Annotated in this window: 19 protein-coding genes; 15 read left to right on the top strand and 4 right to left on the bottom strand. The window is 57.1% G+C overall.

The window, feature by feature from the left end; translation table 11 throughout:
• Positions 1–13 precede the first annotated feature (13 nt).
• The gene (locus tag IE156_RS11375) at positions 14–1,861 is read right to left on the bottom strand and encodes a solute symporter family protein (RefSeq protein WP_189392643.1); all 1,848 of its coding nucleotides are present in this window, start codon (positions 1,859–1,861) and stop codon (positions 14–16) included.
• 10 nt (positions 1,862–1,871) lie between these two features.
• Complete coding sequence (locus tag IE156_RS11370; protein WP_189392642.1) at positions 1,872–2,210, bottom strand: DUF485 domain-containing protein; 339 nt, start codon at positions 2,208–2,210, stop codon at positions 1,872–1,874.
• Between the two features lie 199 nt (positions 2,211–2,409).
• On the opposite strand from IE156_RS11370, the gene IE156_RS11365 reads away from it, so the two are divergent.
• From IE156_RS11365 to IE156_RS11355, 3 genes are all read left to right on the top strand, one after another.
• Complete coding sequence (locus IE156_RS11365) at positions 2,410–2,916, top strand: RNA polymerase sigma factor (protein WP_189392641.1); 507 nt, start codon at positions 2,410–2,412, stop codon at positions 2,914–2,916.
• A 78-nt stretch (positions 2,917–2,994) separates the two neighbouring features.
• Positions 2,995–3,984, top strand: coding sequence for a FecR family protein (locus IE156_RS11360; RefSeq protein ID WP_189392640.1), 990 nt, complete (start codon positions 2,995–2,997; stop codon positions 3,982–3,984).
• A gap of 228 nt (positions 3,985–4,212) precedes the next feature.
• A complete protein-coding gene (locus tag IE156_RS11355; protein WP_189392639.1) occupies positions 4,213–6,621 on the top strand; it encodes a TonB-dependent siderophore receptor in 2,409 nt (802 codons plus the stop codon).
• A gap of 58 nt (positions 6,622–6,679) precedes the next feature.
• On the opposite strand, the gene IE156_RS11350 is transcribed toward IE156_RS11355, so the two are convergent.
• Positions 6,680–7,420, bottom strand: coding sequence for a class I SAM-dependent methyltransferase (locus IE156_RS11350; protein ID WP_229841244.1), 741 nt, complete (start codon positions 7,418–7,420; stop codon positions 6,680–6,682).
• Positions 7,421–7,555: 135 nt separating this feature from the next.
• Here IE156_RS11350 and IE156_RS11345 point away from each other — a divergent pair, with 135 nt between their 5' ends.
• Positions 7,556–8,299, top strand: a complete 744-nt coding sequence (locus tag IE156_RS11345; protein WP_189392637.1) for a class I SAM-dependent methyltransferase — start codon at positions 7,556–7,558, stop codon at positions 8,297–8,299.
• A gap of 26 nt (positions 8,300–8,325) precedes the next feature.
• On the opposite strand, the gene IE156_RS11340 is transcribed toward IE156_RS11345, so the two are convergent.
• Positions 8,326–8,691: a hypothetical protein gene (locus IE156_RS11340; protein WP_189392636.1), complete on the bottom strand. Its 366-nt coding sequence runs from the start codon at positions 8,689–8,691 to the stop codon at positions 8,326–8,328.
• A 407-nt stretch (positions 8,692–9,098) separates the two neighbouring features.
• Between IE156_RS11340 and IE156_RS11335 the strand changes: the two genes are divergently transcribed.
• The 11 genes from IE156_RS11335 to IE156_RS11285 all read left to right on the top strand — a co-directional run bounded on the left by IE156_RS11335 (position 9,099) and on the right by IE156_RS11285 (position 20,297).
• Complete coding sequence (locus IE156_RS11335; RefSeq protein WP_373296530.1) at positions 9,099–10,637, top strand: ShlB/FhaC/HecB family hemolysin secretion/activation protein; 1,539 nt, start codon at positions 9,099–9,101, stop codon at positions 10,635–10,637.
• A 51-nt stretch (positions 10,638–10,688) separates the two neighbouring features.
• Positions 10,689–12,647, top strand: coding sequence for a DUF2341 domain-containing protein (locus IE156_RS11330; protein ID WP_189392635.1), 1,959 nt, complete (start codon positions 10,689–10,691; stop codon positions 12,645–12,647).
• A gap of 9 nt (positions 12,648–12,656) precedes the next feature.
• Positions 12,657–13,070: an ExbD/TolR family protein gene (locus tag IE156_RS11325; protein ID WP_189392634.1), complete on the top strand. Its 414-nt coding sequence runs from the start codon at positions 12,657–12,659 to the stop codon at positions 13,068–13,070.
• Between the two features lie 19 nt (positions 13,071–13,089).
• Entirely contained in the window at positions 13,090–13,809 is a 720-nt protein-coding gene (locus tag IE156_RS11320) for a cell envelope integrity protein TolA (protein ID WP_189392633.1), read from the top strand.
• Between the two features lie 53 nt (positions 13,810–13,862).
• Entirely contained in the window at positions 13,863–15,581 is a 1,719-nt protein-coding gene (locus IE156_RS11315) for a putative porin (protein WP_189392632.1), read from the top strand.
• 3 nt (positions 15,582–15,584) lie between these two features.
• Positions 15,585–16,298 carry a DNA repair protein gene (locus tag IE156_RS11310; RefSeq protein WP_189392631.1) on the top strand — a complete coding sequence of 238 codons (714 nt, stop codon included), beginning with the start codon at positions 15,585–15,587 and terminating at the stop codon, positions 16,296–16,298.
• A gap of 32 nt (positions 16,299–16,330) precedes the next feature.
• Positions 16,331–16,861 carry a YbjN domain-containing protein gene (locus tag IE156_RS11305; protein WP_189392630.1) on the top strand — a complete coding sequence of 177 codons (531 nt, stop codon included), beginning with the start codon at positions 16,331–16,333 and terminating at the stop codon, positions 16,859–16,861.
• A gap of 8 nt (positions 16,862–16,869) precedes the next feature.
• Positions 16,870–17,868: a peptidylprolyl isomerase gene (locus tag IE156_RS11300; protein ID WP_189392629.1), complete on the top strand. Its 999-nt coding sequence runs from the start codon at positions 16,870–16,872 to the stop codon at positions 17,866–17,868.
• A 151-nt stretch (positions 17,869–18,019) separates the two neighbouring features.
• A complete protein-coding gene (locus IE156_RS11295) occupies positions 18,020–18,751 on the top strand; it encodes an STN domain-containing protein (RefSeq protein WP_189392628.1) in 732 nt (243 codons plus the stop codon).
• Positions 18,752–18,754: 3 nt separating this feature from the next.
• The gene (locus tag IE156_RS11290; protein WP_189392627.1) at positions 18,755–19,309 is read left to right on the top strand and encodes an RNA polymerase sigma factor; all 555 of its coding nucleotides are present in this window, start codon (positions 18,755–18,757) and stop codon (positions 19,307–19,309) included.
• Positions 19,310–19,319: 10 nt separating this feature from the next.
• Complete coding sequence (locus IE156_RS11285) at positions 19,320–20,297, top strand: FecR family protein (protein WP_189392626.1); 978 nt, start codon at positions 19,320–19,322, stop codon at positions 20,295–20,297.
• Positions 20,298–20,356 lie beyond the last annotated feature (59 nt).

The following is a 20,356-nucleotide window of genomic DNA, read 5'->3' as shown; positions in this document are numbered from 1 at the left end:
TTTCTCTCAAGGTTTAGTGAACCGTGGCCTGGGCCACACCTAATCCGGTTTCCCGGCGAACGGACATCTCTACCCACTTGGATTCAGACAAGGCGCTGCGTGTAAACAGCGAGAACAGAATCACCAGTAAAAAGCCCAAGGGGATGGAGATAATTCCGGGGTTGCGCAGGCTGATCAGGGGCTTGGATAGACCGACTACGCTGGTCGCGTTGGCGGGGATGGCGTCAGCCGTGGCCTGGGCCGTAGCGCGTTCTGTCGTCAGCTTGTCGCGCAGGGCCGGGTCGCTTGCTGCGGCCAGTTTTTGATTCATGGTGGTGACCGTGGCCAGTGCCGCTTCTTTCTGCATCAAGGGGTATGTCATGTTGGGCGATACCAGCACCAGCCCGATGGACAGCAGCGTGCCGCCCACTACCCCGGCCACGACACCGGCGGTGTTGCAGCGCCTCCAATACAAGGTGCAGACCAGGGCAGGAAGGTTGGCCGATGCCGCCACGGCATAGCCCAAACCGACCAGGTGCGCCACGTTTTGCCCTTTGGCCGCAATGCCGGCAATGATGGAGATGACAGCCATCAACAAGGTGGCAATACGGGCGGCAATCACTTGTTCCCGCTCTGTGCCCGAGCCATTGCGAATCGCACCGATATATACGTCATGGGCCAGAGACGACGCTGCTGCCAGCGTTAGCCCGGCTACCACAGCCACAATCGTGGCAAAGGACACGGCAGCGACCACCGCCAGCATGAAGTTGCCCATCAAGCTCTCAGGGCCACCTCCCAACAGTTGCGCCAGCATGGGAGCCGCCAGATTGCCGCCTTTATCCAGCCCCAGAATGGCTTTGGGGCCTACATTCAATGCGGCAGAAAAGCCGATCACCACAATGAATAGATGGCACAAACCGATGGCGAACATGGCATACAGCGCAGACTTACGTGCTGCCTTGGCATTGGGCACGGTAAAAAAACGCATCAGGATATGCGGCATGGCCGCTGTACCCAGCACCAGTGCCATACCCAGGGAAACCTGTTCGATTGGATTTTTCAAATACAGGCCTGGTTCCAGGAAACGTTGCCCGGCTTCGGCCACGCCCAAAGAGGACTGCCCCAGAAAACTGATGACATGATTCTGGATGGTGGGGCTCGAAATGACTGAGCCAAAAAAGGCTTCTACGTTAAAGCCGTAGGGGGCCCAGGAAAGGATGACGAGCACAAAGCAAAACGAGATCAGCAACCCGGCTTTCAGTACCTGCACTGATGTGGTGGCCCGCATGCCGCCAAAAAGCACATAGATCAGCATCATCAAGCCCACAATGCCTACCGAAACCTCGTAGGGGATGCCGATCAGGGCTCGGATAATGACGGCCCCGCCCACAATCTGCGGCACCATGTAAAACAAGGCGACCAGGATGCTGGAGCCCGCAACCACCAGCTTGGTAGCACGGAAGTTGTTGCGATAAGAGAGCACATCGCCCAGCGTGTAGCGGCCCAGGTTGCGGCAGGGTTCCGCCACCAGAATTAACACGGGAATGAAAGAGACGAAGAACCCGATCAGATAGCTGATGCCGTCCAGGCCGTACAGCGCAATCAGCCCGGAAACACCCAAAAAGGCGGCCGCCGATAGATAGTCCCCGGCAATGGCCAGACCATTGAAACGGGCGCTGATACCGCCGCCTGCCGTGTAGAAATCGCTGGCGGTGGAGTTACGACGTGCCGCCAAAAACGTAATGCCTAGCGTGAATAGAAACAGAAAAGCGAAGACTGAAAATGTCAGCACCCTGTTGCCTTCGTTAACCAAGGTGCTTTCCTGTGCGAGCGCGGTTTCGCTGACCACTATTAAGGTGGTCGCAAATACTGTTTTTTTCATGATGAGTCCCTTAAATGGCAGTCGAGGGTAGGGAGGACTGCTGGGATTCTTGTTGCGTTAAGTGCTGAACCATCTTGTCCAGATGGCGTAGTTGGACGGCATAGCGCCAGGCCACAGCACCGCCTATCAGATACTGGGCAATCAGATACCAAAGCCCAAAATTGGTAGAGGCGGTGACTTTCAGGCGGAATAGGTCGGGAGTAAAGCTGGACAGAATGGGTACTAGAAAAAAGCAGGTCATGCTGATGAACAACAATCGCAGTACAACGCCTCTACGCTTGCGTACCAGATCCTGGAATTGAGGCTTGGCGTAAAGAGCCTCATAAACCTGGGCAGAGATATCCGCCATGTTTGTCTCCTTTTTATGATTGGATTTGTACTCACCATTCTTCAGAAGCCGGGCAGGATAGGAAAGCGCCAATGTTGCAAGCCATCTTGCAAATTTGCAGGGTGGGACAGGACGCCACGCTGCGAGCACTTTCCTATATCGAAATGAGAATTATTGTTAATATGCTCGCTTCACTCGATACCTGCCTGCAGCCCTTCCCATGTCCCGCCGCCCTACGTCTAAGAAAACGTGGCTCGCTCATTACAGCGGGCTGATCGGGTCGTGGGCGAAGCGCAGCTCTTTGCCGCAGGATGCGGAAGATGCGGCACAGGACTCCATCGAGGGCTTGTTGCGAGGCGAACATGCTGCCGCACTAGACCAAAAAGCGTATTTGTATCGCAGCGCGCAGAACCAGCTGATCAGTGAAATTCGCCGCCAGTCGCGTCAAGAGCTTGTGGCTTTGCAGGATTTGCATGAGGATGAACACCCGGTTCAGCCCGGCCCGGACAGCGATTTGCGTATGGCGCAGTTAAGTCAGGCGCTACGGGAAGCCTTGCAGGAATTGCCGCTAAAGTGCCAGCAGGTGTTTTTATGGAACAAAATAGAGGGCTATACCCAAAAGGAAATCGCAGAGAAACTGGATCTGACACCCAGCTCGGTGGAAAAATACATGAAGCGGGCCTTGAGGCATCTTCAGAAAAAGTTACAAAACTATGCCCCCCATTAGTTCCGGATTTCACTATGTTCAAACGTCTTAATAGTGAAGGGCACAGTTTTTGGTCCTGTGTCCCTAGCGACGCGAACTATGCCTAAACACGATAACGCCACCCCCTCCAATCTGCCGCGAGAGCAAGCCCTGGACTGGTTTGCCCGGGAGCAGCTCGGCACCTTGGCTCCGCACGAACAGCGAGAGCGGGATGCCTGGCTGGCGCGTGATCCCGCCAATGAGCGCGAGTACCGTTCTTTGCAGCAGGTCTGGCACGTGGCTGATCATCTGCCCAAGGATGAGATGCGGGCGATTATGGACAGCCCCGATCATGGCGCTCGCCGCATCACCCGTAGGCACCTCTTGATGGGGACAGGGGCGACGTTTGCTGCCGTGGCGGCGGGAGCCTGGGTCAGCCGCCCCATGTGGGCAGAGTCGCCCGTTTTCACCCAGCGATTGCTGACCGCCCGAGGTGAGCGTAAACAAGTCGAATTACCGGATGGGTCGCGGTTGGACCTGAATACCGACACGGAACTGAGCATCGCCTTTTATGAGTCTCACCGCAGTGTGGACTTGCTGCGGGGTGAGGCACTGTTTGCCGTTCATGCTGACAAAAACCGGCCATTTGCGGTGGAAGCGGGCTCGACGCAGGTGCTGGTGACCGGCACGCAGTTCAATGTGCGTCGGCAAGCCGATGAGGTGACGGTGGCTGTGCGGGAAGGCTCGGTGCAACTGTCTACCGGCCCTTGGTGGCGGCGAGAGCGGGCGTTGCTGCGCGCTGGTCAGCTCTCCAGCGCTTTGCATAACAGTCTGGTTCAGTTTGACAAGGATCGTGTGGAGGCGATGACGGCTTGGCAGCAAGGACGCATTGTGTTCCGTGATGTGCCCTTGTCCCTGGTGGCCAGCGAGTTAAGCCGCTATCTGGCCCAACCTGTGCGGGTGACTGATCCGCGGGTCGCCAAGCTGCGTATTTCAGGCACGCTCAGCATAGAGGAGCCGACAGCAGCGCTGGCTATCCTGCCAGATATTGCGCCGGTCAAGGTGGCGCGTGAGGCCGACGGTAGTGCCTTGCTGATCGCTGATTTTTGATTGGGTGGCTGAGATCCTGCTGCAGGTACTGTTCTAAGCATTTCCAGTCAAAGCAGATAAAGATACATTTTGTATCAAAAAGGGCAGTGAGAATCATTCCGGAAAATTTCCAGCCATAGCGTCTTACTTATGGGGGCCTGCATTTCCAGACTGGAGACAGGCTGGCCCAGAGCCTTGGCCAAGGGCGTCTGCGCATCGTGCGCGTACTTATTTTTTGGAACTCTGTTCATGCTGGACACGCAAGCTAAACCCACCGCCTCAGCGCGTCGGGGTACGACATTGATTGGCCTTAACGCCCTCGCACTCTCGCTTTTTCTTGCTTTTGGTTTGCACGCGCCTCACGCTCAGGCGCAGGAAGCTCCGGTGGCTATTAGCATAGCGGCCCAGCCTTTGGCGGCAGCGCTGGAAAAACTGGGAGCGCAGGCCGGGCTGCAGATTTTTTATCTGCCCGAGGCCGTCAAAGGGATCAACGCCCCTTCTGTTTCTGGAAGTTTGACCGCTGACCAGGCTTTGAGCCGCTTGCTGGCAGGCACAGGCTTGGAGTTCCGCCGCAATGGCAAGAATGTGTCCTTGTCCCGTCCTGTTCAAGGCGAGACTACCCAGCTGGCCCCAGTGCGAGTCGTGGGGCGTGAGCTGTCTACGGAAGGCTCGGGCTCTTACACCGTGCAGGCTACAGCGGCGGCAACCGGTTTGCGTCTGTCACCGCGTGAGACTCCACAGTCCGTCAGCGTAGTGACCCGACAGCAGCTCGACGATATGAACCTGACCAAGCTGGGTGACACGTTCCGTACCGTGACGGGGATTGCCACCACCATGTCCGATATCGATCGTACCGACATTTACTCGCGCGGGTTTTTTGTCGACAACTATCAATACGATGGGGTCCCCGTAGAGACGAAGAACGATTTTTTTGGAACCTCTAATTTCGACCCCGTTCTGTACGATCGTATTGAAATCGTGCGCGGTGCTACCGGCTTGATGACCGGAGCCGGTAACCCCGGTGCTTCGGTCAATATGGTGCGTAAACGTGCCAGCAGTGATGTGTTCACCGGCTCGGCGTCAGTGGGCGTGGGGTCCTGGGATCACCACCGAGGCACGATTGATCTTTCCACTCCCTTGAATAAGGATGGCACCGTACGGGCGCGTGTGGCCGGGATGATGGAGGAGCGAGACTCTTATATCGACCGCTATCACACCCGTAATCGCGCCTGGTTGGCCACAGCAGAGGCGGATCTGACGCCTGACACCACCGTTCGCGTGGGTGTAGAGCATCAGGCCAAGCGTCCTACTGGCGTGACCTGGGGGGGGCTGCCTACCTTGGATAGCAACGGGCAAGATCTGGATTGGCGTCGCTCCTTCAGCATCGGAGCAGACTGGACGAATTGGAACACGACCAGCAGTACTTTTTATGCCGGTCTGGATCACCGTTTTGAGAACGGCTGGTCCTTGAAAGCCACCGTTAGCCGTCTGGAAAGTAAATACGATTCCAAGCTGATTTATTTGATGGGCCATCCTAACCCTATCACTGGGCAGGGGATGAGCACGATGCTCAATAACTCGTATCAGGAGCTGGATCAGAACAGTGGCTCGTTGGAGGTCTCTGGGCCGTTTAACGCCTTCGGTCAGGAGCATGAGGCGTTTGTCGGCTTGATGGGTAGCAAGGCCATCTATCGCTATGGCAGTCAACCACCGCTAGGCAATTCCCCAGTGGGCAATATCTTCCAGTGGGATGGTTCTTATCCGGAACCCGCATGGGGGGAATTTCAGGCTTTAGGAGAGCAGGAAACCCGCCAGAATGCAGTCTACGGCGCGCTGCGCTTGTCGCTGAGCGATTCGCTGAAACTGATTGTGGGTGGCCGTCAAACCAATTGGAAGCGTGTAGCGGGTCAGGACACCATGAAGCATCATGTGTTCACACCTTATGCGGGTTTGCTGTATGACATTAATGAGAACTTCACGGCCTATGCCAGCTATACCGATATCTTCCAGCCACAGTCTTATCGTGATGCCAATGGTAGCTATCTGGACCCGGTCCAAGGCAAGAGTTACGAGTTAGGCCTGAAGTCTGAGCACTTCGAGGGCAGGCTCAACACCTCGCTGGCCTTGTTCCGTATCGAGCAAGATAACGTGGCCGAACAGGACGGTGACAAAACCGTGCCCGGCACGCCCGATTTTGCATACCGAGGGGCTAAGGGCGTGACTAGCGAAGGCTTCGAGCTGCAAGCGTCGGGAGAGATTCAGCCCGGTTGGCAGCTATCAGCCGGCTTTAGCCGTACCTTGGTGCGCAATGCCGAGGGTGGGGCCTTCCAACCTTTCCGTCCACAGAACTTGGCCCATTTGCAGACCTCTTATGTGGTGCCCGGTACGGAGGGGAAACTGTCGGTTGGTGGTGGTCTGCAGTGGCGTAGCCACATTTATACAGATAGAAAGGTGGCGCCGAATATAGAGGCCCGCCGTGAGCAAGGCTCTATTGTGCTGGCCAATGTCATGGCTCACTATCGTTTCTCTTCTAGTCTCTCGGCTCAGTTGAACGTGAATAACTTGTTTGACAAGAAGTATGTGGACTTGGTGTCGGACTCGCAGGGGTTTTACGGTGCGCCACAAAAGATCATGCTGACGATGAAGTATCAATTCTAAGCATTAGCCCCGGTTTTATGCCGGGGCCGGATGGTGTGGAAGAAGCTGCCGGCAGCCATCAAGCGGCTTCTTCCTCCACAGACAGCAGTTCCTTATGATCAAAGTACAAAGTGGTCCAGATCAAAGGGGATGACTCGTCCGCCTGAATGCTCAGTTCCAGGCAGTCTCCGGACAGGTAAATACTGTCCAGCAAAGCTGGCTTGTCATTCATCCAGACTTTGCCGATCACGTCCTGATAGCGTTGTTTGAGCTTAATCCGGTAAGCCGTACCATCCAGGCCTTCCCACTCCCATTCACCGGCAACCTGGGCAGGCACAATCCACTTATAGAGCTTGATACCGCCTAGTTCTAAAAGATCGTCCGGCTCCCAGTCGCCCATATCAAAGGCGTGCGATATCACACGCGATCCGGGACGCATGTCTTTCAGGATGCGTGGCCGTAGCTGCACGTTGATGGAGTCCAGCAAGTAAAGCGTCAGAATAGAGGCTTCGCTGAAGTCCGCATCGAAGATATCTTCTTCAATGAAATCCACCATGTATTCGACGCCAGCCAGACCCGCCTGCTCCATGGCGTCAGCGACACGCAAGGGGTCCAGTTCTATGCCTATGCTGCGGGTACGGTATTTTTTAGCGGCAGCAATAACAATGCGGCCATCACCGCAGCCCAGGTCGTAAAGCACATCATCGCGCCCGGCACCCGCCATCGTCAGCATGGTGTCAATGACAAGGTCATCGCTAGGCACAAAAGGCACATCTAAAAAGATGTGAGATTCAATGGAATAGCCGTCTAAGTCGCTCATCAAGTCTCTGAACAATAGAAATCCTCGTGGAAGGGGTTAAGCCGAAGTTCGCGTAATTTTTGTTATCTATAGTTTAAACTACTGCGAAAATGGCTTAAATTCGCTTTTTATGTCTATATAGACGATCATCAGTCTATGTCAGACTTACATGGCTCTACCTCACCCGCTTCTACCCCGCTCAAAACCCGTCTTCAGCATATACGAATCTCACCCGGAGAATCGTTACGTATTCGTGCCTTAGCCGATCATTTGCAATATGCCGATCCTCTTGGGCATGCGCAGGCTCTTGGTATAGGCCCGGCAGTGTGGCCGCTGTTTGGCTTGGTGTGGCCGTCCAGCATTCAGTTGGCTCGTAAGCTGAAAAACCGTCCTATTCGGGCAGATGAAACGATCTTGGAATTAGGCTGCGGCCTGGGTTTAACCAGCCTGCTGATGCACAAGCGTGGCGCGCACATCCATGCCAGTGATTGTCACCCCCTGGTGCCACATTTTCTGAAACTCAATCAAGCGCTGAATGGTTTGTCAGACCTGCCTTATGTGCATGCGCAATGGGGGGAGCAATCCTGCCCCGACTTGCTGGCGTCACTGGGACTGAATCCTGCTCGACAGCGTTATGACCTGATTGTGGGCAGCGACCTGCTTTACGAGGGCAACACCCCCGCTCAGTTGGCACAGTTGGTGAATCAGCGAGCCAAAGAGCAGGCCGAGGTCTGGGTGGTTGACCCGGATCGGGGGCACCGCAATAAATTTACCCAGGAAATGGAGCGCTACGGTTTTGAACTGGTGCGACAAGTCTGCTTGCGTGACCGGCCTATTTTGATGCCCGAAGGTAAGGAGTTGTCCTACAAGGGGCGCTGTTTGCAATACCAACGCAGCTAAACCCGCCTTCTTGAAGGCTGTTTTTTTTAAGGGCTCGGCGCTGCAAAGGGCGAAGACGTGATGGGCCTAGGTGGCCGTTGCGGATAGGCCGACGTGCCAAAGTTCGACCCCATACGATTGCTGGTCGTTGCCGGGTTCACCAAGCCCATCGCGTTCGGCCCTTTTTGGATGATCGCCTCCGATCCCACTCCAGGCGTGCTTGGCCCTGGCTTGGGCTGCATTTGCTGGCTCAAGCAATCGTAAGACAGGGCCGCTTGCCCATCCACCACCACACTGACGCAACCCGGCGAAGCCTCGGCAGGGGGCGCTCTTGTCGATTCAGACTGGGTGCGTTCCTGGGCGATGCTGCTTGCCTGAGTGAAAAACAATAAGAAAAACAGTAGGGGTCGCATAGGGCTGTGCAAGCAAAGAAGAGTCAAACCAAGAGGCTGCTTGGCTTTTCTATACCCTAGCGCAGGCCGCTTTCCGGCTGGATGAATTTTTTATGACAGGCAGGCGCCAGATCCTCCTGCACCGCCTCAAAACAGGTCCTGCATTCTGGCGGGAGTCCCCCTGTTTTTCTCCCGTCGCCCAAAAAGAAATATGAAGTTTTTGTTACAAACGAGAAGTTTGGAGTTCTGCTGCGTCTAGATGTCAACGAGTCGCGCGGCGTGCCTTCCCTGCCTGAAGTCCGGACGGGGAAGCAGACACACCGCTCATCAGATTGAGGATCGTAAGCATCGTGATGCCAGCAGAAATTCCAGGGCGCAAGGTCCGTTTGTCCGGGTGGCGGGGCCACCTTCTGTGTGCTGCGCCAATAATGGCGCTGGCCTTGTTGCTGCCTCAGAGTGCCTTCGCGCAAGCCGAGCGCAAGGTCAGTATTAATGAATACATTGTGCGCGGCAATACCGTATTGGATGCCCGCAGTATTGAAAAAGCGGTGTACCCCTTTTTAGGTCCCGAGCGCAGCCTGGGAGATATCGAAAAAGCCCGCGACGCCTTGCAGGAAGTCTATAACGCCCAAGGCTATCAATCGGTCTACGTGGATCTACCCGAGCAGGCCGTGGCCGATGGCGTGGTGTTCTTTCAAGTGACCGAGACCAAGGTTGGCCGCGTCCGTGTTGTGGGGGCCGAGCACTACTCTCCACTGGCCATTCGCGACGGCGTGCCGTCCTTGCAAGAGGGCAAGGTGCCGGACTTCAGCAAAGCCCAGGCCGAACTGGCCGAGCTGAATCGGGGTGCCAGCCGCCAGGTCATGCCGATGGTGAAAGAAGGGCGTGTGCCCGGCACCATGGATGTGGACTTGCGTGTAGACGATAAAAGCCCCTGGAGTGCCAGCGTGGGGCTGAATAATGATTACAGCGCCGACACCAGCAATCTGCGTAGCGTGGTCACCTTGGGGCACGACAATCTTTGGCAGCGTGGTCACGCTTTTTCGCTGACTTACTTCACCGCGCCACGCAACACGCAGGACGCCAAAGTCTGGTCGGCGTCCTACTCCTTGCCCTTGTCACCTAGCTGGAATCTGGCTTTTTCTGGCTACAAGTCCGATAGCGATGTCTCTACCGTGGGCGACACCAATGTGCTGGGTAAGGGACAGTCTTACGGCGTTCATGTCACTTACACCTTCCCGCAGTCCGGTCCCTGGTATCACACCGCTTCGATCGGCATGGACTACAAAGATTTTGAAGAGCAAACCCGCTTTGGCGACAGCAGCGACCGCGTGCCGCTGACTTATCTGCCTTTCACGCTGGCCTATAACGGCTACCGCTACAGCGAGGATTCACAAACCAGTGTCGGGCTGACCTTGACTGGCGCCAGCCGCAGCCTGTTTGGCCTGAACAGCGAGTGGGAAGAGTTCGACTACAAGCGCTGGATGGCCAGCCCCAGTTTCATGGTGTTCAAGGGCGACCTGAACCACACCGAAACCTTTGCCAAAGACTGGCAGGCCTATGGCCGGGTCGGCTTTCAGATTGGCTCGGGCGCTCTGGTGTCCAACGAACAGTTCTCGGCCGGTGGTGCGACCAGCGTACGCGGCTATCTGGCTGCCGAACGCAGTGCTGACGATGGCTGGATGGCCAGCTTTGAGTTGCGTACGCCGTCCCTGGCCCGCTGGATTGGCCCCTCGGTCAACGAGTGGCGCTTCTATGCCTTTAGTGATGTTGCCCGTTTGCGCCTGCGTGATCCCCTGCCTGAGCAAGAGTCCAGTTTTCATCTGGCCAGTGTGGGCATAGGCACACGTCTGCAAATGTTCGACTGGCTGTCCCTGCACGCTGACTGGGCCTATCCCCTGACGCAAGGCGTCAACACTGAACGACACGATCCGCGCCTGCACTTCAGTTTGCGCGCCTCCTTCTGACCCCCTTAGCCAGAACAATTTGCCTGATTTTGTTCCCGGAGTAATTCGATCATGAAACGCCTTCTTCTTCTGATGCTCGCCGTGATGGTGGGCTGGCTACCTGCCGTGGCGCATGCCTGGTGGCAGCCTGAGTGGCAGTACCGCAAGCAAATCTCTGTCGATACCACGCCCGAGGGCGGGGCAATCAGCGAAAACGTGGGCCGTACGCCCTTGTTGGTACGCCTGCATACCGGCAACTTTTCTTTTGATGGCACCAATGAAAACGGCTCGGACCTGCGCTTTGTGTCCGGCGACGATCAGAACGTGCTCAATCACCAGATCGAAAGCTTTGATCCCTTGATGGGCATGGCCTTGGTCTGGGTGGATGTTCCTGAAGTGGGTGCGGGCCAGAAGCAGGATATCTGGATGTACTACGGCAACGAGAAAGCCCCGCTGGCTTCCAATGGCCAGATCACTTTTGATCCCAATTACACCTTGGTCTACCACTTCGATGGTGCTGCCGGTGCGCCCTCGCGTGACAGCACGGCCTATACCAACCACGCTCAAACGGCTCCTGCCGGTGTGATCGATGGGGTGTCTGGACGCGCTGCGCAGTTCGTTAGTGGTTCGCCCATGATGTTGCCTGCCAGCCCTTCTTTGGCGGTGCCTGCCGCCGGTGCGTTTTCCTTCAGCGCCTGGGTCCGTGCTGACCAGCCACAAGGTCAGCAACTGGTGTATGCCCGTCGTGACGGCACCAACAGCTTTCTGATTGGCCTGGATCAGGGCGTGCCCTTTGTGGAGATCAATGGCCAACGCAGCCCTGCGGGTGCGCCTTTGTCACCTAGCACATGGCAGCATCTGGCTGTGACAGCGGATGGCAGCCAAGTTGTCTTGTACGTACAAGGCCGCGCGACTGCATCACTGAATGCCAGCTTGCCTGCGCTAAATACGGTGGCTGCTGTCGGAGGTGATGTGCCTGGTGCCCTGTTGGCTGCACCGGCCACTGCACCGGCTGAAGTGCCCAGTGCTGAAGGTGCGGCGGCAGAGACCAGCGCCGGTACAACCGCCGGGGCCGAAAGTGCCGCCTCTGTGGCTGCCCCTGTCATTACGTATGCGCCGTTTGTTGGTGCTATCGACGAACTGCGTCTGTCCAAAATTGCTCGACCTGCGGCCCTGATTTATGCCGATGCCTTGGCTCAGGGTGCTGAGTCCCGCCTGATCGCATACGGAGTGGATGAAGAGCAGTCCGGTTTTGGTTTTGGCGCATTGGGTTTCTTGCTCAAAGCTGTTCCTATGGACGCCTGGATTGTGATCGGTGTGCTGGTATTCATGATGTTCCAGTCCTGGGTCATCATGTATCGCAAGAGCCGCCAAGTGGGGCGTGTGCAGCAGGCCAACCGCCACTTCCGCGACGTCTTTGGTGAGTCCGGCGGCAAGTTGGATGCGGTGCAAACCGACACCAAGGCCGAGCAGGATTTTGCTTATTCCTCCTTGTGGCGCTTGTACCGCATGGGAGTGAAGGAACTGCACAACCGTCAGGCCCAAGGCATGAAAGCCTTGTCCCCCAATTCGATTGAAGCCATTCGCGCTTCCATGGATGGTGTCCGTACACAAGAAAATCAGGCACTAGGCGCCCGTTTGGGCATCTTGTCCAACGCCATTGCCGGTGGTCCCTACATTGGTCTGCTGGGTACTGTGCTGGGCATTATGGTGGTGTTCCTGGGTACGGCTATGGCAGGCGATGTAAACATCAATGCCATTGCTCCCGGTATGGCTGCTGCTTTGCTGGCGACCGCCATGGGCCTGTTCGTCGCGATCCCCGCTCTGTTTGGCTACAACCGCCTGGTTGGCCGCAACAAAGATGTCAGCGCCGACATGCGTGTGTTTGTGGACGAGTTTGTGACTCGTCTGGCTGAAGTCCATGGCCAGAACACCACGCCTGCCAAAAACAAACACGACAAGCACGAGGCTGCATTGGCTCAAGGCGCTGACCTTGATCTGGCTAATGCCCAGGCTGCTGGCTCGGCATAAGGAACGGACATGGCAGCCCTACGAGACGACGACGATGACTCCGCAGCCGTGGACGGCATCAACATTACCCCGCTGGTCGATGTACTGATGGTGGTGCTGGTCATGTTCATCCTGACCGCTACCGCACAGATCTCCGGGATTCAGGTGAATTTGCCCAAGGCCAGTTCCACCGTGTCCCTGGTCCAGCCCAAGACCAAAGCCATCTCCATCAACGAGGCGGGTCAGGTTTTTCTGGATGCCTATCCCGTGACGTTGCCCGAGCTGGAAGACCGTTTGCGGACTGAAAAAGCCCTGAACCCGGACTTCCCGGTGATTGTGCGCGGCGACAGCATCGTGCAGTACCAGAAGGTGGTGGAAGTGCTGGATGTATTGCGGCGCTTGGAGCTGTCCCAGGTCGGTCTTGTGACCGGCAAACCTCAGTAAGTTACTTGGTGTTCTAACGATGTTGCCAAACTCATCCAAACCGCAAACGCCCCGACGCGTGTCCTGGCGGCGGGTGGCTGTGAAGGTGCTGGTTGTGGTGCTGGTGGCGCTGTTGGGCTGGTGGGTCTGGAAGTGGGCCAATGACATGGCGGGGATCACACGCCAGGTGCCCAAAGAGCCCATGTTGATTCCCTTGCCTCCACCGCCTCCACCGCCGCCCGAACCCGAGCCGCCACCGGAGCCTGAAGAGCCTAAAGAAGAGGAAGTGGTCGAGCCGGAGCCGGAACCTGAGCCTACGCCTGTGGAAGAGCCTCAGCCGGAGGACGAAGCGCCACCCACGCCCTCGGACGATTTGTCAGACCCGATGCAAATGGATAGCGATGCCCAGGCTGGTACTGACAGCTTCAACATCAGCGCCGGTCAGGGCCGGGGCATGGGCGGCAGCGGTGGTGGCCGTGCCGGTAATGCCACCTATAGCCAATACCTGGCTTATGCACTGCAAAAAATCCTGCGTGAAGACAGCCGCACTCGCAACCTGGTCTACCGCGTCCAGGTGCAGCTGTGGTTGACCGAAGACGGGTCCATTACCCGTGTCTCCCTGGCGCAGTCCTCGGGCGACACCGAGATTGATACGGCGCTAGTTGCTGCCTTGCGTGAAGTAGGGCGCTTGAGCGAGCGGCCCCCAGCGTCGGTAAGCATGCCTATCCGAGCCCAGGTAACGGGTCGTAGGCCCAGTTGATTGTCTGCCCATTTTTGACCGAATTTGACCGAATGATTTGGAGTGCGCTTTTCATGAAATCTCATCCTACTCGGCTGGCTTGCGCGGTGGCGCTGGCCTTGACCTGCACCGCCGGCCCCGTGCTGGCGCAGGCGCCATCCCAGAACGCCACCGTTAACCTGATTCGCTTGCTGGTGCAGCAAGGGGTCTTGCCTCAAGCGCAGGCCGATGCTCTGGTGGCCCAGGCCGAGGCGGAAGCCGCCCAGGCGCGTAAAGCTGATATTGGAGCAGCCGGTGCGGCACAGGCCCAGCCCGGCGATGTGCGTGTGACGTACATCCCGGAAACCGTGCGCGAGCAGATCCGTGAAGAAGTCAAAAACGAGGTGATGTCGCAAGCCAAGGCCGAGAACTGGGCCCAGCCCAACACCTTCCCGGATTGGGTGTCGCGCATCACGGTAGAGGGCGATGTGCGGGTGCGCAACGAGTCGCGCCTGATGGATGGAGCCAATAGCAACGAGCTGATCAATTTTGCCAAGTGGAACGACAGCGGCCCAGTACCTACCGTGGTCGAGAACAAGCCTTATGGTCTGAAGATTCCTTATCTGAACAGCCGCCAGGACCGCCGCAATCTGTGGCGTGTGCGTGCTCGTCTGGGTGTGAAAGCAACGCTGTCTGATCGCTGGGAGGCCGGTATTCGTCTGGCAACCGGCAGTGATGACAGCCCGGTGTCCACCTCCGATACCTTGGGTAACGGCATGGGCAAGAAACACTTGTGGCTGGATCAGGCCTACTTGTCCTATCGCCCCACCGACTGGGCCACTGTTGTGGCGGGTCGCGCGTCCAGCCCCTTTGATTCCACCGATTTGCTGTGGTCATCTGACCTGAATGTGGACGGTATTTCTGCGGCTTTCAAACATGCTCTGTCGGATCGCCCGGTGACGCTGTTTGGCAATCTGGGTGCATACGCGTTGGAATACGCCAACACGCCGTGGGATCGCAATAGCCTGTCCGAAGGTTCCAGTGAAAACAAATGGCTGCTGGGTGCGCAGATCGGTGCCGAGTGGAAGATAAACGAGCGCAATAATCTGCGCGGTAGTCTGGCCTATTACCACTTCGACAATATCGCTGGCCAGCGCTCTAGCGCCTGCACGCTGTATGCCTCCAGCGATGTGTGTGATACGGACTGGTCACGCCCCGCCTTCATGCAAAAGGGTAATACCGTATTCCTCTTGCGTGATATTCACCAGTGGTCGGCAGACCCCAAGAACTGGAACGAATGGCAGTACGTGGGTCTGGCCTCCAAGTTCAACTTGCTGGACGTGAATATGCGCTGGGATACGCAGGTGATGAATGGCCTGAACCTGCGTCTTGCCGGTAATTATGTGCGCAACTTGGCCTACGACAGTAACAAGATGGTGGACCGTGCGGGTGGCCTGTACAACATCGCCTCCAACGGCACGTACGACGCCTCTGGCAACCCGACCGGAATCGAAAGTGGCGGCAATGCCTGGATGGTGCAAGCGACGTTGGGCAGCAGCCTGGGCCTGAAAGACAAGGGCGATTGGCTGGCTTTTGCGGGCTACAAGTATATCGAGCCGGACGCCATGCCTGATGGCTATAACGACTCCTCCTTCCACCTGGGCGGCACCAATGCACGCGGCTACTTCGTGGGTGCAGGCTATGCCTTCGAGAAGAACGTAACGGGGCACCTGCGCTGGAGCAGCTCCAAGGAAGTTTACGGTGCGCCGCTGTCTATCGACATCATCCAGCTTGAACTTAACGCCAGGTTCTAAGCCATGAAGATATTGAAATCGTCTGTAGACCTGCACGTACGGCCAGCCGGGCGTTCTCCCTTTGCGATGACGCTATGCGCTGTGTTGTTGGTGGGCCTGGGCCAATGGGCTGGCCCGGCCATCGCACAGAAATCGGATATCGAGGAGCGTTTGCGTACCCAGCTGCGCTCCACCACTCAGCAGTTGCAGCAATTGCAAAGTCAGCAGGCTCAGTTAACGGCCGCCAAGACGACGGCTGAAACCGAACGCGATGCCGTGCGTAAAGAGGTCGAGCAGCTCAAAGCCCGCTTGGACAAGTCCAGCAAGCAGGCCCAGACCCTGCAAGATGAGCAGGACGGCATCAAGATTTCGGCTCGTCAGCAAGTTGCGGCGGCGCAATCGCAATTAGGCCGGGCACGTAACGAGTTTGAAACCTTGCAGGCGCAAGCTCGTGCCACTGAAACGCAGCGTGCCACCTTGGCGGCCAGCCTGGCACAACGCGACCAGGAGTTGGCGCTGAGCACCGCCAAGAACAAGGAACTGTATGCGGCTGGAAAAGAAATTCTGGCGGCGTATGAACAGTTCAGCACCGGCGATTTGCTCAAGATTCGCCAGCCTTTGGCTGCCTCGGCGCGCGTGAAGTTCGACGAGCATGCCCAGGCGCTGGGCGACAAGCTCTATGACGGACTGTATACCCCTGGCGCAGCTGATCCGGCTGAGCAACCGGTCGAGCCTTAAGCCTTATTGACTGATATCCACAAGGACTATGTATGACTGACTCCCAAACCATCCAATCCGTCTCCTTGAAGCAATTGCAGGAGCTTTTGCAGCAGATGGGCTATCGCGTCACCGAGTCTGAGCAAGCGGGCAATCGCCAACTGCTGTCGGCCTCACAAGGCATAGGCTTTGCCCTGCGTCTGGGTAATCCTGCCAACGAGGTGGATCAGGCACTGGATTACACCTTAAGCTGCGCCTTGCGTGTGCAAGGCGAGATGCCTGCCGGGATCGAGTCGGCCTGGAACATCGGCAAGCGCTTTGCTCGTTTGGCGGTTCAGGGCGAGTTTCTGGTGCTGGAAATGGACGTGATTGTGGCCGGTGGTGTGGCCCCGACTTATCTGCAAGCCACGGCAGAATTGTGGGACCGCTTGTTGCAGGAGTTCCTGCTGTTCTTGCGCCAGCATGCCGCTACCAATCATGCCGCCAGCGGCGAACAGGTGCTGAGTCAGCAAGACGCAGAACAAGCTGCCGCTAAGCAAGCTGAAGTCGAAGCCACCGAAGCCACCGAAGCCGTACAAGCCTGAGTTCAGTGATGATGATGACGCACCCCAAATTCCTGCTGCAAACCGTATTGGCCCTGAGCCTGTCAGCCTTGTTGCTAGGCTGTGGAAAGAATGGTGATGCACAGGCCCAGCAGCCGCAAAAAACGGCCACGGTGCAGCCAACCAGCACTCCGGCCTCCACAGTAAATGCCACCGCCGCTACACCTGCGGTGGCGACTCTGGGGCAGGTGTCTGTCAGCCAGGAGGAACTGAAGCAGTTCCTGCTGGTTTTGCCAGCCGCCCAGCGTGAGGCCATGCGTAATGATCGCGTGGTGTTGGAGCAGTGGTTGCGCAGCCGTCTGGCTGAAAAAGCAGTTGTTCAGCAAGCCAAAACCCAGGAATGGGACAAGAGGTCTGAGATCCATCACGCGATTGAAGAGGCACAGAATCAGGTTATCTTGCGTAGCTATCTGCAATCGGTGTCTGAACCTGCCGCTGATTACCCAAGTGAACAGGATTTGCAGACGGCCTATCAGGCTAATCAGGATCAGTTTCAACTGCCTGCCATGTACCGACTTAGCCAGATTTTTCTAAGTGTGCCTGACAAAGACGAACAAGCCTTGGCACAGGCTAAAAAACGGGCAGATGCCTGGGTCAAACAGATGCGCGAAGGTAAGGCGGAGTTTGCGGCCCTCGCTAAAGAAAATTCGGACGAGAAAGTCAGTGCCGAACGCGGCGGCGACAATGGTTTTCTACCCGTAAGCCAGCTGGTGCCTGCCATGCGCTCCATTGTCTCCAGATTGGAGCCGGGCCAAATCAGCGATCCGATTGTGCAGGCCGATGGCCTGCATATTCTGAAAGTTACTGATATACGCCCCGCCAGTGTGCGTGCGTTGGATGAGGTCAAACCCGCCCTGCGTGATGCCTTGCGACGTCAGCGCCAGCAGGAGGCGACCCAGGCCTATGTAGCGGCCATGCTGGACGCCGACACGGTGGCGGTCGATGGCAAAGTCTTGAGTCAGTTATTGCAGCAGACGCAGGAGCCTTGAGCAGAGGGCGCACTGCCCGGGAGGGCAGTGCGCTAAGAAAACAGCGGGATTGGGCTGTCACTATGTTGTCATTGGGGACTTCTACAATCGCCTCGCCTCACCCCTTTTCGTTTCACTGTCCGACGCCGCAGCCAGACCTATTAACGTGCGCATGACCATGACTCAGGTGGCGATCAGTGTGGCGGTGTTACTCGGTGCTTTCTTGTTATTTGCTTGTGCAAGTCTCGCAGTTGCCCGGTCTGATGCTGACACCCTGCTAAATTCTTCTGAACGTTTGTCTTTCGACATTCCGGCCCAGCCTTTGGCTCAGGCTTTGAGAGCGTATGGACAACGGTCTGACCTATCAGTGCTGCTTGATGGTGCTGACCCCCAGCGACCTATGCCCGCAGTGCGTGGTCAGATGACGCGCACCCAGGCCTTGGCGGCCTTGTTGGCCGACTCGGGCCTGCAGGCCTTTTACGTGGATAACCGCTCGATTGTGATCCGCCCGCCCAGCAGCAAGCCAGGCCGGGCGACAGCGGGCCAGCGTCCGCTTAACCTGAACCACATTTCCGGTGTGCGTGATGGCGCGCATGATTACAGCACCTACGTGGTGCGTGTACAGCAGACCGTGCGCAATGCCTTGTGCCGCTCCCCCCAGACCCGCCCTGGTGCCTACCGCTTGGCCATGCAGTTGTGGTTGAAGCCGGACGGACAGGTGGAGCGTGTGCATTTGCTCGGTTCTACCGGACGGGCTAGCCGTGATGAGGCGATCAGCCGCGTACTGGATAGTCTGAGGATGGGCGCAGCTCCAGATGCCAGCTTGCCGCAACCCTTGGTTTTGTTGTTGGCCCCTGTGTCGGGCCATGTCCGTGACGACTGTCCGGTGCAGGCGGGGAAATAGATCATGTCCGAAGCCCTGCGTAGCCGTTTACGACAAAGCCTGATTGCCCGTTACACGCATTTGCGTCGTCGTTTGGAGCGTAAGATTGGCTCGCGCGAGGATGCGGCAGATGCCTTGCAGGAAACCTGGATACGGATTGGCGGGATGGGCAACGGGGTCTCGGTGAACAATGACGAAGCGTATTTGCTGCGCATGGCCACCCATATCGCCATCGATTCCTATAAACAGCGCAACAGCTTATTGACTGCCATGGATCTGGACGCGTTGAGCCATATTGCGGACGACACTTACGATACCCAGCGTTGTGCCTGGGCGCGCATTACTACCGCGCAATTGCTGGCGGCTTTGCAGGAAATGCCCATACGCCAGCGCACGATTTTGATGGCCTCGCGCGTAGACGGGCTGACCTATGCCCAAATCGCCAAACAGTACAATATTTCGGTGTCCTTGGTGAACAAGGAAATGATGCGTGCCCTGGATTATTTGCGCCTGCGCTTTGCCGAACAATTCAACGATGCTGTCAGTGTCAGCGTCTCCGATAGCCTTACTGACGCTTAAGTTGTACCCCATGAGTTCTCCTTCCTCTCCCTTGTCTGAAACCGTTCGTACCCAAGCCAATCAATGGTGGGTACGTTTGCATTCAGGCCATGCCCGGCAGTCCGATGCCCAGGACTTTCAGCAGTGGTTGGAACACAGCCCAGAGCATCGTGCTGCTTGGCGGGACTTAAATGTGACCATGGATACCGTGACGCCAGGGCTGCGGGCGGCACGACACTTGCTGCCAGAGTGGCAAGCGCCTGTGGTTCAACCGTTGTTTGGGGCCAGACGAGCCTTTCTGGGTGGTGCATTTGCAGCCTCGGCATTGGCTGCTGTGGCGGTGGTACATCCGCCCTGGGGCCTGTGGCCGTCCTTCACGGAGATGACGTCGGACTTTCGCACCGGAGTGGGAGAGCAGCGTGAAATCCAGCTCGGTCAGGCCGTGGCAATACAGATGAATACCCAGACCTGCATTAACCGCCGCGATACGGCGCAAGGTGCAGGGATAGAGCTGGTAGAAGGCGAGGTCGAAATCCATGTGCTGGATGGGGCTGCTAGCCATCTTCAGGTACAGGCAGGGCCGGGGAGCATGCAGGCCCTGCAAGCGCAATTCAATGTGCGTTACACCGGGCGTAATGTCACTGTCACTTGCCTGCAAGGGCAGGTGGTGGTGCAAGCCAATCAAACCGTCACGCTGCAGGCGGGCCAGCAAACGGTTTACGACTACGAGCGTATTCAGGCTGTACAGCGGCCCAATCTGGATCAGGTCAGTTCCTGGCGACGTGGTTATCTGGCCTTTGAAGGCCAGGCCTTGTCTGAGGTGGTGGAGGAACTGAACCGTTATCGGCCCGGCAAGATCGTGGTCTACAGCGATAGTTTGAAGAGCCGTCCGGTGTATTTAAGCCTGTCCATCAGCGATATGGATTTGGCATTGGACATGCTGCGCGCCATGTCCGGCATACGAGTTCAAGAGCTGGCGGGTGGGATCGCTTTGTTAAGGCAGGCGTAGTTACATGGGGTAACAAAGTGGGCGTGATTGATTTCTTCGCAGAACCCGTCTTGTAGGTA

Source organism: Alcaligenes pakistanensis (genome assembly GCF_014652815.1).
Classification (GTDB): domain Bacteria; phylum Pseudomonadota; class Gammaproteobacteria; order Burkholderiales; family Burkholderiaceae_B; genus Alcaligenes; species Alcaligenes pakistanensis.
This window is presented reverse-complemented; position numbering and strand designations above follow the sequence as displayed.

Coding starts and splice junctions, on each gene's coding strand:
- IE156_RS11360 (WP_189392640.1), top strand. CDS start 2,995: ATGCCTAAACACGATAACGCCACCCCCTCCAATCTGCCGCGAGAGCAA.
- IE156_RS11300 (WP_189392629.1), top strand. CDS start 16,870: ATGATGATGACGCACCCCAAATTCCTGCTGCAAACCGTATTGGCCCTG.
- IE156_RS11290 (WP_189392627.1), top strand. CDS start 18,755: ATGTCCGAAGCCCTGCGTAGCCGTTTACGACAAAGCCTGATTGCCCGT.
- IE156_RS11325 (WP_189392634.1), top strand. CDS start 12,657: ATGGCAGCCCTACGAGACGACGACGATGACTCCGCAGCCGTGGACGGC.
- IE156_RS11330 (WP_189392635.1), top strand. CDS start 10,689: ATGAAACGCCTTCTTCTTCTGATGCTCGCCGTGATGGTGGGCTGGCTA.
- IE156_RS11350 (WP_229841244.1), bottom strand. CDS start 7,420: ATGAGCGACTTAGACGGCTATTCCATTGAATCTCACATCTTTTTAGAT.
- IE156_RS11305 (WP_189392630.1), top strand. CDS start 16,331: ATGACTGACTCCCAAACCATCCAATCCGTCTCCTTGAAGCAATTGCAG.
- IE156_RS11345 (WP_189392637.1), top strand. CDS start 7,556: ATGTCAGACTTACATGGCTCTACCTCACCCGCTTCTACCCCGCTCAAA.
- IE156_RS11340 (WP_189392636.1), bottom strand. CDS start 8,691: ATGCGACCCCTACTGTTTTTCTTATTGTTTTTCACTCAGGCAAGCAGC.
- IE156_RS11370 (WP_189392642.1), bottom strand. CDS start 2,210: ATGGCGGATATCTCTGCCCAGGTTTATGAGGCTCTTTACGCCAAGCCT.
- IE156_RS11375 (WP_189392643.1), bottom strand. CDS start 1,861: ATGAAAAAAACAGTATTTGCGACCACCTTAATAGTGGTCAGCGAAACC.
- IE156_RS11335 (WP_373296530.1), top strand. CDS start 9,099: ATGGCGCTGGCCTTGTTGCTGCCTCAGAGTGCCTTCGCGCAAGCCGAG.
- IE156_RS11295 (WP_189392628.1), top strand. CDS start 18,020: ATGACCATGACTCAGGTGGCGATCAGTGTGGCGGTGTTACTCGGTGCT.
- IE156_RS11285 (WP_189392626.1), top strand. CDS start 19,320: ATGAGTTCTCCTTCCTCTCCCTTGTCTGAAACCGTTCGTACCCAAGCC.
- IE156_RS11310 (WP_189392631.1), top strand. CDS start 15,585: ATGAAGATATTGAAATCGTCTGTAGACCTGCACGTACGGCCAGCCGGG.
- IE156_RS11315 (WP_189392632.1), top strand. CDS start 13,863: ATGAAATCTCATCCTACTCGGCTGGCTTGCGCGGTGGCGCTGGCCTTG.
- IE156_RS11320 (WP_189392633.1), top strand. CDS start 13,090: ATGTTGCCAAACTCATCCAAACCGCAAACGCCCCGACGCGTGTCCTGG.
- IE156_RS11355 (WP_189392639.1), top strand. CDS start 4,213: ATGCTGGACACGCAAGCTAAACCCACCGCCTCAGCGCGTCGGGGTACG.
- IE156_RS11365 (WP_189392641.1), top strand. CDS start 2,410: ATGTCCCGCCGCCCTACGTCTAAGAAAACGTGGCTCGCTCATTACAGC.